Consider the following 14,268-nt stretch of genomic DNA (forward strand, 5'->3'; position numbering starts at 1 on the left):
CTTAACACCGAAGTTTGCTGCTCGGTGTTAAGTGTGGCAACTGTTTGATAACCCGTCTCCCTGTGGGAGGGGACCGATCGAGCGTGTTTGCTGAGGTTATCGCTTTACTACCAAACGAGCAGGGGCTATCAGCTCCCTCTCCCTTTGGGAGAGGGTTGGGGTGAGGGCCGTATTACAGAATACCCGCGCCGATTGGGAACAGAGGATCGACAGAATCGTGCGCCACGTCCTCTTTCTGATCCAGCACCGCCTGCCAGTTGGATGGCAGCTCAAACGGTAACTTACCCTGTGCCTTGCTCTTGCCGGTGATCACATCCAGCACCGCCTCATCGGAGGCGCCAAAGTTGGCCAGCAGTACGTCGGTTTTATCCACGATGTTGGTCAGGATCGCCGGACGATCGAGGTAAACGGAAATCACCGTTGGCAGGTTGAGCGCCTTCACCTGTTTGATCAGTCTATAGTCTTCACTGCCGCTGTAAGTGCCAGCTTTCTGATCCAGCACCACGGTTTCGGCATCGTCAAAGCCCAGCTGACCAAAGTTGACCGAAACGCCAAACGGGTAGTGCGGATCGTTCTGATGCGGCGTATCGACTCGCAGGATGGCGATCTCCGCCTCTTCCGGCGTAGCGACGACTTCCAATCCATAGCGTGCCGCCACGGTAGCGTTGACGTTATGCAGGAACACCTTCTTGCCGCTCAGCGCCAATGGCAGCAGGGAATTATTATTCTGCAACAGGATCTGCGCACGGCGCTGTGCGTCATCCCCCTGTTGTTGGAATTCGGCGTTACCGACGATTTTCACCGCTTTGGCTTCGTCCACGTAAGGTTTCTCAAACAGCCCCAGCTCAAACTTCTGCTGCAAAATACGTGTGACGGAAGCATCGATGGCGGCGATCGGCAGCTGTTGCTGGTTGATGGCTTCTATCAGATCGCTAGGATCGCTGGTACCGCCGAACTGATCGATCCCGGCTTCCACCGCTTTCACTACGCGTTCCTGGCGGGTGAGATTCTCAACGCCCCACGACATGCCGATCCCGGCAGCCCAAGGCGAGACTCCGGCGGCGATGTCGGCATCGCTGATGCCGGTGGCGCATTTACCTTCGCAGCTTTCCAGGATGCCCCAGTCACTCAGCACTACGCCGGTGAAGCCAAAGCGGCCACGCAGCATCTCGGTCAACACCTGCTTGTTAAAGCCAAAGCCCACTTCTTCAATCAGCTGATCCTTGTACCACAGGTTGATCGGTTGACCGTAATAGGGCATCACCGAGGCCACATTGGCGGCAAATGCCCCTTCGAACGGTACAAGGTGGTATTCCAGATTATCGCCCGGATAGACCTGCTCTTTGCCAAAGATATTGTGCGGATCCAACCCGCCAAGCTGTGGACCGCCACCGGCAAAGTGTTTTACTACGGTGATGACGCTGTCTTGGGTCAGGCCTTTGTCACCATGCTGGAAGCCTTCGATATAGGCTTGCACCTGGCGTTTGGCGAGCTGGTTATCCTCGCCGAAGGTACCGTTGATGCGGCCCCAGCGCGGTTCGGTGGCAAGGTCGGCCTGCGGTGATAACGCCATATGGATCCCAACGGCCCGATACTCCTGACGGGCGATATCACCAAAGGTTTTGGACAGTGCCGTATCATCGATTGCCGCCAGGCCGAGCGGCTCTGGCCATTGTGAGAAACTGCCTGCCGCGACGCTGGTGGCATTCGGATCGTTAACGAAGTGGTTGCGTGGGTCGGTACTGATGGTCACTGGAATACCGAGGCGAGACTTCTCGGCCATTTCCTGCAGCGCATTGTTATCGGCGGAAATATGCTGTGGATCGCCCGCCATGCGGGTAATGAAGGTGTTGACGAAGCGTTGGTTCACGTCTTCTTCGGCGGCGCTGATATCGACGCGGCCAGCACCATCGAGGCCGATGGTACCGTGCATCATGGCACCGGCTTTTTCTTCCACGTTCATGCGGGCGGTCAGATCCCGGGCGCGGGTGGCGCTATCAAGACGCCAGTCTTCATAAGGGTCTAGCTGGCCGTTTTTATTCAGATCTTTAAACTTCAGCCCGTCGACGGTAAGCGTGGGAATATTTCTGCTCTCCAGCTCCGCCTGATTACTCGGAGTAATCTGGGTGTCATTATTGTCACAGCCGGTCAATCCGGCGGCTAATAAACCACTGACTATAAATATCGACTTCCTTTTGATGGTCATAAAGAGTGCTCCATTTCACGAGAGGTAAAAAGGCCGATGGGAAAAATCAGTCTGGTGGTTTAATTAAAATGCTTATATTTATTATGTAGTTATGTTTTTATCTGAATTTAACCTATTATTGCATGTTTTTTTTACAGCGTGAAATAAATCTATTTACAATTTGGGATATCCTTCACATTTTAATCTTGGATGCAGATCTTTTTACGCCTGAAATAGCGTAATAATGATTTGGGAAGAAATATAGGTGAGTTAAGTGTAATTGTGCCGGGTGACTTATTTATACGGGGAATAATAAAGGTCAGGTACTACGTGTTAAATATATGATTCAATGGCAGGGCGTTGCGGTTAGATCCGCTGCCTTTTGGCCTCTGCCTGGCGCTGAGTCACAGAGGAAGTGTTCTCAGCGCCAATTTCATTGTTCAAGCCATACAAAATCATGATTTTTCAAAAGATTATGTATTGGTTGTAGCAAACAACTCCCGGTGGCCCATCAGGACTCCAGCAGCCACCAACTTGCTTCGAAAGGCCGCAAAACTCCGGCCCGTGGCTGCTCTGCAGCATCCATATAGTTGCTTATCAGCGGTCGCCACAGTTCAGAAAACTCAACGCCGGCGGCATCCCATGCCAACGGTTCGCGGCTCAGGTTCGCAACGACCAGCAACCGTTGCCCATTCCAACTCCGTTGATAACACCACAATGCCGGGTGAGCCGGGGCCAGATCCTGATAGTCACCGTGAGTCAGCAGCGGATACTGCTTGCGCAGGGCGATCAGATGGCGATAAGCGTAAAACACCGAATCCCGATCGGCCAATGCTGCCGTGGCATTAATCTGCGGGTAGTTCTCTGCACAGGCAATCCAAGGCGTACCGGTGGTGAAGCCAGCGTGGGCTGTTGCGTCCCACTGCATCGGCGTACGACCATTGTCCCGTGATTTGCTGGCCAGAATAGTCAACAGTTCGTCTTGGTTTCTTCCCTGAGCCAGCAGTTCGGCGTACATATTCAGGCTTTCCACATCGCGATAGCTTTCGATTTGCTGGAAGCCCGGATTGGTCATGCCGATCTCTTCACCCTGATAGATATACGGCGTGCCCTGCATACCGTGCAGCACCATTGCCAGCATCTTGGCTGCGGTGACTCGCAGTTCGCCCTCGTCGCCAAAGCGCGAAACGATGCGCGGCTGGTCGTGATTACACCAGAACAGCGCGTTCCAGGCGCGGTTATGCATGCCTTGCTGCCAGTGGTGGAAAATCTGCTTTAACTCGACGTAATCCGGCGCGGCCAGCGTCCATTTCTGCCCATTGGCATAGTCTACTTTCAGATGGTGGAAGTTGAAGGTCATCGACAGCTCGGCACCGCTTTGCGCCGCATACTGCTGGCAATGCTCCAGCGAGGTTGAAGACATCTCGCCCACGGTCATCAGGCCGCGTGGCTGAAACACGTCGCGGCTCATCTCTTGCAAAAACTCGTGAATGCGCGGTCCGTCGGTGTAGAAACGGCGGCCATCGCCCTGGCTATCGCTTGGGAAGTCCTGCTGCTTGGACACTAGGTTGATTACGTCAAGACGCAGCCCGTCCACGCCTTTATCTGCCCAGAACTGGCACACTTTCTTCAGCTCTTCGCGCACCGGCGGGTGTTCCCAGTTCAGGTCGGCCTGCTCGGTAGCAAACAGGTGCAGGTAATATTGGCCGCTGTCGGCATGCCATTGCCAGGCGTTACCGCCAAACTTGGAACGCCAGTTGTTGGGCAGGGCATCACCTTCACCATCGCGCCAGATGTAGAACTGGCGTAGCGGGCTGGCAGGATCCTGCGCGGCCTTAAACCACGGATGCTCGGTGGAGGTGTGGTTAAACACCATATCCATTACGATGCGGATCTTGCGCTGATGGGCCTGTGCCACCAGGTGTTCGAAGTCGGCCATGGTGCCGTAAGCCGGATCGATGGCGCAGTAATCGGCCACGTCGTAGCCATTATCGACCTGGGGTGAGACATAGACCGGCGTTAGCCAAATGGCATCGACGCCCAGCTCCTGCAAATAATCCAGCCGTTGTGTCACCCCAGCCAGATCGCCATAGCCGTTACCGGTGCTGTCCTGGAAGCTCTTCGGATAGATTTGATAAATAACGCCGTTCTGCCACCAAGGGATGATATTGCTCATAAAAAAATACCTTTCAGTTTAAACCGGTAACTCGCCGCGGCTGGCTTTGCGTTTGTAAACCATCATGGTCAACAGCAGCGGGATCACCACGGCCACCAGGATGGCTACCGAGTAGATCAGCCAGAACTGCGGTTGGATAGACAGGATGCCCGGCAGGCCGCCCACGCCGATCCCGTTAGCCATCACGCCGGTCAGGCCACAAATCAAGCCTGCGAAGGCGGAGCCGATCATCGCGCACAGCATAGGGAAGCGATATTTCAGGTTGATACCGTACATGGCCGGTTCGGTAACGCCGAGATAGGCGGAGATAGCGGCCGGTACGGAAATTTCACGTTCGTTGGCCTTGCGGCTGACGATGATGATGCCCAGCACCGCCGAGGCTTGCGCGATATTGGACAGGGCAATCAGTGGCCAGACTGGCGTGCCGCCCATGCTTTGGATCATCTGCATATCGATGGCCAGCGTGGTCTGATGCACCCCGGTGATCACCAACGGTGCATACAGGAAGCCAAACAGTGCCGCGCCGATTGGGGCAAAACTACCGGTCATCACCCACTTCACCGCCCAGGCTACGCCATCACCGATCATGCGGCCAAACGGACCGATCAGCGTGTGTGCCAAGAACACGGCCAGCAGCAGAGAAACCACCGGCACCACCACCAGATACAGATAATCCGGCACGATCTTTTTCAGACGGGTTTCGATCCAGCCCAGCGCCATACCGGCGAGGATCGACGGGATCACCTGCGCCTGATAGCCCACTTTCTCAATGGTGAACCAGCCAAAGTTCCACACTTCCGGCACTTGCTGGCCGAGCAGGTAGGAGTTCATCAACTGCGGGGAGACCAGGGTGATCCCCATCACGATGCCGAGCACCGGGGTACCGCCCATCTTCTTCACCGTTGACCAACAGATGGCCACCGGCAGGAACATAAAGATGGCCTCGCCCAATAGCCACAGGAAGTCGTAAATGGTTTTCCAGGCTGGGTGCATCTGGGCCAGCGTTTGGCCGCCGGACATTGGGATATCGCCGATCACGTTGCGGAAACCGAGGATCAAACCGCCGCTGATCAGGGCTGGCAGCAGCGGGAAGAAGATCTCGGCGAAGTGGGAGATTCCACGTTCGAACCAGGTCATATTCTGGCGGGCTGCCAGCTTGGCTTGTTCTTTATCGGCTTCGTTGATGCCGGTGGTGGCGATTAACGCCTGATAGTAATCACCGACTTCGGGGCCGATCACCACCTGAAACTGCCCGGCGTTGGTGAAGCAGCCTTTGACCATGCGCAACTGCTCAATCTCTTTCGGCTTGGCCTTGGCGGGATCGTTAAGGACGAAACGCAGGCGGGTAATGCAGTGGCTGACGGTGGCGATATTCTCGCGGCCACCCACCAGCACGATCAGGCGATCGATGTCCTGCTGCTGAACTTTGCTCATTATGGCACCTTTGTTATCAGTGAGGTTCAGAGGTATTGATGTTTTTAAGCTTAGTCACTTGGCCGTGGTTATTAAATGGGAACGTTCCCAACTTGCGGTAAGGATCACAAAACGAACAATAAAGCCTCAGGTAGCGTCACAACGAATTCTGGCTACGATACGAAGGGGGCGCCGCATGGGGCGCCCGTTGTCAGGCAAGTTTGCAGGGGATAATGATTTGGCGGATGCTCAGTTCACCACTCAACTGGCCCAGCAGTTGAAGGGCCGCCTGCTGCCCAGCGGTGCCATAACCTAATTCAACGGAAAATGTCTCTGGGAACAAGAAGTTGAGCATCGGAGTGTTACCGATGGCGCACACCTGGATCGGCGTAATCTGTTGCTGTTGCAGGTACTTCATCGCACCTAGCGCGATGGTATCGGAGGCGCACACCAGCGCGGTGGTTTGCGGTTCAATCACGTTGGCGGCCTGTTGGAAGCCGCTCTGATAGCTCAGTTCTCCCAGCGCCACGAGCGGTGAGATCTTCTGTTCGCGACAGGTATCCAGATAGGCCTGATGACGACGCATCCCGGTGGTGGCATCGGACTCCTGTACGCCAAGGTAGCTGATATGGCTATGGCCCTGCTTGCGTAAGCGCTGCATCAGCAGTTTCACGGCTCCTTCATCGTCATAACAAACGGAGGAGATCCCCGGATATTCGCGGGCGACCACCACCATTTTTTCCTGCCACGGTTTGAGCATGTCAACGGTCAGGCCGGTAAAGCCGAACAGGATCACGCCGTCGACGTTGCGCTGGCGCAGTACGTTGAGGTGCTCCTCTACCAGCCGGGTTTCAAACTGGCTTTCCATCACGATCGGATCGAAGCCCTGCTGATACAGCAGCGGCAGCATGGTGCGCACGGCCTGATTTTCCGAAGGGGAATCCAGACGGGAAACGATAATGGCGACCACTTTGTCGCTCTGGCCGCGCATGGCTCGCGCCGATTTTGATGGGGTAAACCCCTGGCTGCGGATCACCGCCTCCACCCGTTCACGGGTTTGCGGGCTTACGCTGCCTTCGTTATTCATCACGCGTGAGACGGTAGACTTGCCTACCCCGCTCAGGCGGGCGATATCCTTGATTGTCAGCCGGTTTTGCATGGTTTACTTATCGTTTAGGTTATGAGGCTTAAACTTACAACATCCCACTTATGCTCGCTACCATAGCGCATTTTAACGCGCGGATCTTGGTGCGCAGCCCATAGTGTTGCAAAACGGAATGGCCGCCTTTGCCGTTCCCACTTTTTCTTTGACCTGAGGTAAATCCCTGAATGGATCCTGATCCGAGCCCCGACACTACTCATTCGGTTCCCCGGTAAAACCTCTCCGCTCTGCGTTGCTGTTTTACCGGTTTAGGTAAGCAGCGGCACTTGTTCGATAGTTCGCCTCTGTTGTGATTGAAAATCAGTGATCTGCTCCGGCGGAGGATTTTTGGCGCGTCCGAAAATCAAGCCAGCGAGCCGATCCGCCGTTCACCCACTGCCGTGAGGCGCTGGGCAATGAGGTGCGAACGATGAAATTAAAACAAATCCCCCGTCGGCTGCTGGGTCTGCTCAGCCGCAATTTGCCACGCCGTCTGGTGCGGCGTGATGCGCTGTTGGAAAGCGTCAGTGGATCGGCGCAAGAGTTGCCTGCCGGTTTGGCGCAACAACGTCTGGAATGTGCCGCCGCCAGCGCGATGCAACTGTATGAGCGTTTCAACAGCCACCCGGAAGGCATCACCGAGCAGGAAGCAGAAACCGCCCGCGGCCAGTTTGGTAGCAACACCATCGAAAACCAGCTTGCTGAAAGTTGGTGGAAGCATTTGTGGCACTGCTACAGCAACCCGTTCAATCTGCTGCTGACCGTACTGGGGCTGATTTCCTACGCCACCGAAGATCTGATTGCCGCGCTGGTGATTGGGCTGATGGTGCTGATCTCCACGTTACTGCATTTTATCCAGGAAGCCCGCTCCAACAAGGCGGCGGACGCGCTGAAGGCTATGGTCAGCAACACCGCAACGGTGTACCGCAGCGATGCGCATACCGGTAAAAGTGAACATAGCGAACTGCCGATCTCACAGTTGGTGCCGGGCGATATCATCAAGCTATCGGCTGGGGATATGATCCCGGCGGATCTGCGGTTGTTGTCTGCCAAGGATCTGTTTATCAGCCAGGCAGCGTTGACCGGTGAGTCACTGCCGGTAGAAAAAGTGGCAGATCCCCGTAGCCAGGTGAGCGATCCGTTGGAGTGCCAAAACCTGTGCTTCATGGGCACCAACGTCGTTAGCGGTACCGCGCTGGCCATGGTGATCGGCACCGGCAGCGAAACCTACTTCGGCCAGTTGGCACAGCGGGTGACCAGCCAGGATGAGCAGCCCAACGCCTTCCAGGCCGGTATCAGCAAAGTAAGCTGGCTGTTGATCCGCTTCATGCTGGTGATGACGCCGATCGTGCTGCTGATTAACGGCTTTACCAAAGGCGACTGGTGGGAAGCGGCGCTGTTTGCGCTCTCGGTGGCCGTGGGGCTGACGCCGGAAATGCTGCCGATGATCGTCACCTCTACTTTGGCGAAAGGGGCGGTCAAGCTGTCGCGCCAGAAGGTGATCGTCAAACGTCTGGACGCGATCCAGAACTTTGGCGCGATGGATATACTGTGCACCGATAAAACCGGCACGCTGACTCAGGACAAAATTGTGCTGGAGCGCCATACCGACGTGTTTGGTGCTAACAGCGAGCGGGTGCTGCGCTACGCCTGGCTGAATAGCTTCTACCAGACCGGGCTGAAAAACCTGCTGGATGTGGCGGTGCTGACCTGTGCCGACGAAAGCCAGCAGCCGGACGCGTTGCAGCATTACCGCAAAGTGGACGAGATCCCGTTCGATTTCGAACGTCGCCGCATGTCGGTAGTCGTTGCCAAAGAGGCGCAATACCATGAGCTAATCTGTAAGGGCGCACTGGAAGAGATGCTGTCGATCTGTAGCCACGTGCGGCAGGGAGATGAAGTGATCCCGCTCAGTGAAGCGCTGCTGGCGCGTATCCGCCGTGTTACCGACGAGCTGAACCAGCAAGGGCTGCGCGTGGTGGCGGTGGCCAACAAGATCCTGCCAGCGACGGATCATGAGTATGGCGTGGCGGATGAATCGGATCTGATCCTCGAAGGCTATATCGCCTTCCTCGATCCGCCGAAGGAGAGCACCGCACCGGCGTTGGCTGCGCTGAAAAAGAATGGTGTAACCGTCAAAATCCTCACCGGCGACAACGAACTGGTCGCCGCCAAGGTGTGTAAGGACGTGGGGCTGGATGCGGAGCATATCCTGCGTGGCAGCGAGATCGAACTGATGGATGACGCCACGCTGGTCGCCGCGGCGGCGCGTACCACGGTGTTTGCCAAGCTGACGCCGCTGCACAAAGAGCGCATCGTCCAACTGCTGCGTAAGCAGGGCCACGTGGTGGGCTTTATGGGTGACGGTATCAACGATGCCCCGGCACTGCGTGCAGCGGATATCGGTATTTCGGTAGATTCTGCAGTGGATATCGCCAAGGAAGCGGCAGATATCATCCTGTTGGAAAAAAGCCTGATGGTGCTGGAGCAGGGGGTGATCGAAGGCCGCCGCACCTTTGCCAACATGCTGAAATACATCAAGATGACGGCCAGCTCCAACTTCGGTAACGTCTTCAGCGTGCTGATCGCCAGCGCCTTTTTACCCTTCCTGCCGATGTTGCCGCTGCATCTGTTGATCCAGAACCTGCTGTACGATATTTCGCAGATTGCCATCCCGTTCGATAACGTCGATGACGATCAGATCACCAAGCCACAGCGTTGGAACTCTGGCGATCTGGGGCGCTTTATGGTGTTCTTTGGGCCGATCAGCTCGATCTTTGACGTGCTGACCTTTGCCCTGATGTGGTACGTGTTCCAGGCCAATACGCCGGAAATGCAGACGCTGTTCCAGTCCGGCTGGTTTGTGGAAGGACTGCTGTCGCAGACGCTGATCGTCCATATGATCCGTACGCGCAAAATTCCGTTTATCCAGAGCCGCCCATCCTGGCCGCTGTGCGTGATGACGTTGGCGGTGATCGCCGTCGGTATCGGCCTGACCTTCTCGCCGCTGGCGGGCTTCCTGCAGCTGCAGGCGTTGCCGCTGAGCTATTTCCCTTGGCTGGTGCTGATCCTGGCGGGTTACATGGTGCTGACCCAGTGCGTGAAAGGCTGGTTTGTCCGCCGGTATGGCTGGCAGTAATTTTGCTGGTGGTGAGGTGAGGAGGGAAATCTCCTCACCACCAAATCAATTTGTGATCCATCGCACCGTTTTGCCCCTGCGGTTGGACATCTCCCTCCGGCTCGGTCTTTATCTACTTCCTTGGCTAGATTGATTTTTCCTCTGAGGAATTTCCGATGCACAAACCCTTCAGTTATACGCTACTGGCTTCTTCGCTGTTATTTTCCCTTAATGCGCTGGCTAAACCGGCTGGCGATCTGCCGCTGATGCCCTGGCCGCAGCAGGTTGAGTTAGCTCAGCCGCAAGGCAAGCTGGTGCTGGATTACCGCTTATCGTTCAACGTTCAGGGCGATGACTTGAGCGAAGCGCAGGCTCGCTGGCGCGTTCGCCTGGAACGGCAAACCGGTTGGACGTTGGCCCCACAGGGCGAGAAAAACCAGGCGGCAACGATCAACATCATCATCAAACACCAGGTTGCAGCCCAGCCGTTACCGGATAGCGATGAGAGCTACCAGCTCAAGGTGACATCGCAGGGCGCGACGCTGACGGCCAACACTCGCTTCGGTGCGCTACGCGGCATGGAAACGCTGCTGCAACTGGTGCAGACCGACGGTGAAAACACTTTCATGCCGCAGGTGTTTATTACCGACGTCCCGCGTTTCCCTTGGCGCGGCGTGCTGCTGGATTCGGCGCGCCATTTCCTGCCGGTCGAGGATATTCTGCGCCAGCTTGATGGCATGGCGGCCGCTAAACTCAACGTATTCCACTGGCATCTAACCGACGATCAGGGCTGGCGCTTTGCTTCCGAGCACTATCCAAAGCTACAGCAACTGGCCAGTGACGGTCATTTCTACACCCGTGAACAGATGCAGCAGGTAGTCGCCTATGCCACGGCGCGGGGTATCCGGGTGGTGCCAGAAATCGATCTTCCGGGTCATGCTTCTACCATTGCCGTTGCCTACCCAGAGCTGCTCAGCGCGCCGGGGCCGTATCAGATGGAACGCCACTGGGGTGTCCACAAGCCCACGCTCGATCCTTCGAACGACCAGGTTTATCAGTTTGTCGACAGCATCATCGGCGAATTGGTGGCGATCTTCCCCGATCCTTACTTGCATATCGGTGGGGATGAGGTGGATGCCACCCAGTGGAAAGAGTCCAAAACCATCCAGGCGTTTATGCAGCAGAACCAGCTGGCGGATGCCCATGCGCTGCAGGCTTTCTTCAACCAGAAGCTGGAAAAGATCCTCGAAAAGCATCAGCGCCGCATGGTGGGTTGGGATGAGATTTACCACCCGACCTTGCCGCGCACCATCGTGATCCAATCCTGGCGTGGGCCAGATTCGCTAGGGGCCAGCGCCCAGGATGGCTATCAAGGCATTCTCTCCACCGGTTTCTATCTCGATCAGCCGCACAGCACCGCCTACCACTATCGCAATGAAATTTTGCCGCAGCCGCTGGGGGTAGATACCAACGTGCAGGCGGGGGAGCAGGCGCAGAGCTGGCAGTTCAGCATGCCGCGTTTCAAGGGGAGCCCGGTGGAAGGCACCTTCACGCTGATCGAAGGCAAGCAGGGATGGCGTGGCTTTATCGATTTCAAAGACAAATCGCGCCGTGCTGTACGGGATATCGAGTGGCGTACGCCAGAACAGGTGACCTTCCGCATTGATACCTGGATGGGTGACACGCGTCCGGTATTTACTTTGCAGCAGGACCAATTGAGCGGTTACACGCTGGTGGGCAACGTGCGCTACCCAACCAGCGGCAGTAAATTGACGACGATCCCGGCGGGCGTGATGCCTGTGGTGCCGGATGAGCAGCATCAGGCCAATATTCTGGGGGGCGAAGCCGCCTTCTGGGCGGAAAACATCCGCGCACCGGTGCTCGATCTCAAGCTGTGGCCAAGAACCTTTGCCGTAGCGGAACGTATGTGGTCGGCCAAGGATGTGACCAACGAGGACAATATGTACCAACGCCTGGCGGCGATAGATGCCTGGTCGGTGGTGTCTGTTGGCCTGCAACAGCACGCTGAAACGGCGCGTGAGTTTACCCGCTTAGCTAACAGCGTCGATATCACCCCATTGCAGGTCTTGGCCGAAGCGGTGGAGCCGGGGCAGTATTACACCCGTCAGCACCTGAAGTTCAAGGCAGGTAATTACCATCAATTTGAGCCGCTGAACCGCTTTGCCGATGCCATCCCACCGGAAAGTGCGGCGGTACGCGATCTCGATCAGCAGGTGGCGTTGTTGCTCAAAGACAAGAACCATCGGGCAGCGGCGGAGGCGATCCGTGAACGTCTGCAACGCTGGCAACGTAACGGTGCACCGGTGAAGCAGGTGATAGCCGGTAACGTGGTGATGAAGGATTTGGCACCGGTGGTACAGGATGTCAGCGCGTTGGCCGATCTGGGCTTGATGCTGTTGGAACGCTATCAGCAAGGGAAGCCTTTGAGTAAAGACGAGGCGGAACAGGCTCAGCAACAGTTGGGTGCGGCAGCACAGATCCGGGATGAAGTGGTGATTGCGGCGGTGTACCCGCTGGAAACGCTGTTGCGCGCCGTAAAGGTGCAATAATCCTGACAGGGGATGGCCGCTATTGCCGTCCCCGTTGCTTTCCTTGGTGAGAGTTTTATCGTTATCAAGCTTCAGCTTGAAAGGTGAAGGATATCGCTCTACTTTATTGATTGACGATAAATAGCAGGCAGATTATGACAGCTAAAAAAATAGAAACCGCCCTGGTCACCGCTGGCCGTAAGCCTCGATTCACCCAAGGATCGGTCAACCCGGTGATCCAACGCGCCTCTTCCTTAACCTTTGATACGGTGAAGGCCAAAAAGTTTGCCACCGCCAACCGTGCTAAAGGTGAGCTATTCTACGGGCGTCGCGGCACCCTGACGCATTTCTCATTCCAGGACGCGATGGCCGAGCTGGAAGGCGGGGTAGGCTGCTCGCTTTACCCTTGTGGGGCGGCGGCTGTCACTAATGCTATCCTGGCGTTTGTTGCCAGTGGCGACCATATCCTGATGACCGGAGCCGCCTATGAGCCGACGCAGGATTTCTGCAACAAGATCCTGAGCAAGCTGGGCGTGGCAACCACCTATTATGACCCGCTGATCGGTGCCGGGATTGCCGAGCTGATCCAGCCCAATACCAAAGTGCTGTTCCTTGAATCCCCAAGCTCTATCACCATGGAAGTCCAGGACGTACCGGCGATGGTGAAGGCGGCCCGGGCGGTTAACCCAGATATCGTCATCATGATTGATAACACCTGGGCGGCGGGCATTCTGTTCAAGGCGCTGGATTTTGGCGTGGATATCTCTATTCAGGCCGGAACCAAATACATCATTGGCCATTCCGACGCGATGCTGGGTACCGCCGTGTCGAACGCTCGTTGCTGGGACCAACTGCGTGAAAACTCCTACCTGATGGGGCAAATGGCCGACGCGGATACCGCCTATAACGGTAGCCGTGGCCTGAGAACGCTGGGTGTGCGCCTCAAGCAGCATGAGATCAGCAGTATCGCCATTGCCGAATGGTTGGCGGCGCGGCCAGAGGTGGAGCGGGTCAACCATCCGGCGCTGCCTTCTTGTAAAGGGCATGAATTCTTCCAGCGGGATTTCAGCGGTAGCTGCGGGTTATTCTCTTTTGTGCTGAAAGCACGGCTGACCAATGAGCAGGTTGCCCACTATCTGGACCATTTTGAGCACTTCAGCATGGCCTATTCGTGGGGCGGGTTTGAATCGCTGATCCTGACCAACCAGCCGGAAGAATTGAACGAGATCCGCCCGGCGGCCAAGGTGGACTTTAGCGGCACATTAGTGCGTGTTCATATCGGTTTTGAGAATATTGACGACCTGATCGCCGATCTGGAAGCGGGCTTTGCGCGTCTGAAGTGACCCCTCACCCTAACCCTCTCCCACAGGGAGAGGGGACCGACCGAGTGTGTTTGAAATTGTAGTCACTTACCTTGGCTCTGCTGGGCGGTATTACCTCTTTACTTCCAAAAGAGCAGAGGCTATCAGCTCCCTCTCCTTGGGGAAATGCAGAGGGGACTGTACATGCCACAGATTGACTATGATCGGTTTACATGTCACAGACTAACTCCCGCACCTGATAACAGCACTGAACTGGCTCCCTCTCCTTGGGGAGAGGGTTGGGGTGAGGGAGAATTCACCATGGCCAAACCAGAACATTTCAATCATCTTTCCCACACCGATTAGCGGCATTTAAACTGGCCAG

At 56.1% G+C, this 14,268-nt stretch carries 7 protein-coding genes; 3 read left to right on the plus strand and 4 right to left on the minus strand.

Annotated elements, in window-relative coordinates; all coding sequences use genetic code 11:
- Window positions 1–172: 172 nt before the first annotated feature.
- From KGP21_RS03240 to treR, 4 genes are all read right to left on the minus strand, one after another.
- On the minus strand, window positions 173–2,206 hold the full coding sequence (locus KGP21_RS03240) for a glycoside hydrolase family 3 N-terminal domain-containing protein (protein ID WP_223537208.1): 2,034 nt from the start codon (window positions 2,204–2,206) through the stop codon (window positions 173–175).
- A gap of 490 nt (window positions 2,207–2,696) precedes the next feature.
- The gene (gene treC / locus KGP21_RS03245; RefSeq protein ID WP_223537211.1) at window positions 2,697–4,361 is read right to left on the minus strand and encodes an alpha,alpha-phosphotrehalase; all 1,665 of its coding nucleotides are present in this window, start codon (window positions 4,359–4,361) and stop codon (window positions 2,697–2,699) included.
- A gap of 18 nt (window positions 4,362–4,379) precedes the next feature.
- On the minus strand, window positions 4,380–5,795 hold the full coding sequence (gene treB, locus KGP21_RS03250; RefSeq protein ID WP_059199570.1) for a PTS trehalose transporter subunit IIBC: 1,416 nt from the start codon (window positions 5,793–5,795) through the stop codon (window positions 4,380–4,382).
- 190 nt (window positions 5,796–5,985) lie between these two features.
- Window positions 5,986–6,933, minus strand: coding sequence for a trehalose operon repressor TreR (gene treR / locus KGP21_RS03255; protein WP_223537214.1), 948 nt, complete (start codon window positions 6,931–6,933; stop codon window positions 5,986–5,988).
- A gap of 412 nt (window positions 6,934–7,345) precedes the next feature.
- Between treR and mgtA the strand changes: the two genes are divergently transcribed.
- The 3 genes from mgtA to metC all read left to right on the plus strand — a co-directional run bounded on the left by mgtA (window position 7,346) and on the right by metC (window position 13,925).
- Entirely contained in the window at window positions 7,346–10,054 is a 2,709-nt protein-coding gene (gene mgtA / locus KGP21_RS03260) for a magnesium-translocating P-type ATPase (RefSeq protein ID WP_021807796.1), read from the plus strand.
- A 155-nt stretch (window positions 10,055–10,209) separates the two neighbouring features.
- Window positions 10,210–12,603 carry a beta-N-acetylhexosaminidase gene (locus tag KGP21_RS03265; RefSeq protein WP_223537217.1) on the plus strand — a complete coding sequence of 798 codons (2,394 nt, stop codon included), beginning with the start codon at window positions 10,210–10,212 and terminating at the stop codon, window positions 12,601–12,603.
- A 134-nt stretch (window positions 12,604–12,737) separates the two neighbouring features.
- The gene (metC, locus tag KGP21_RS03270; protein WP_166733977.1) at window positions 12,738–13,925 is read left to right on the plus strand and encodes a cystathionine beta-lyase; all 1,188 of its coding nucleotides are present in this window, start codon (window positions 12,738–12,740) and stop codon (window positions 13,923–13,925) included.
- Window positions 13,926–14,268 lie beyond the last annotated feature (343 nt).

This window comes from Serratia sp. JSRIV004 (assembly GCF_019968705.1).
GTDB classification, from domain to species: Bacteria; Pseudomonadota; Gammaproteobacteria; order Enterobacterales; family Enterobacteriaceae; genus Chania; species Chania fonticola_B.

Coding starts and splice junctions, on each gene's coding strand:
- mgtA (WP_021807796.1), top strand. CDS start 7,346: ATGAAATTAAAACAAATCCCCCGTCGGCTGCTGGGTCTGCTCAGCCGC.
- treB (WP_059199570.1), bottom strand. CDS start 5,795: ATGAGCAAAGTTCAGCAGCAGGACATCGATCGCCTGATCGTGCTGGTG.
- KGP21_RS03265 (WP_223537217.1), top strand. CDS start 10,210: ATGCACAAACCCTTCAGTTATACGCTACTGGCTTCTTCGCTGTTATTT.
- metC (WP_166733977.1), top strand. CDS start 12,738: ATGACAGCTAAAAAAATAGAAACCGCCCTGGTCACCGCTGGCCGTAAG.
- treC (WP_223537211.1), bottom strand. CDS start 4,361: ATGAGCAATATCATCCCTTGGTGGCAGAACGGCGTTATTTATCAAATC.
- KGP21_RS03240 (WP_223537208.1), bottom strand. CDS start 2,206: ATGACCATCAAAAGGAAGTCGATATTTATAGTCAGTGGTTTATTAGCC.
- treR (WP_223537214.1), bottom strand. CDS start 6,933: ATGCAAAACCGGCTGACAATCAAGGATATCGCCCGCCTGAGCGGGGTA.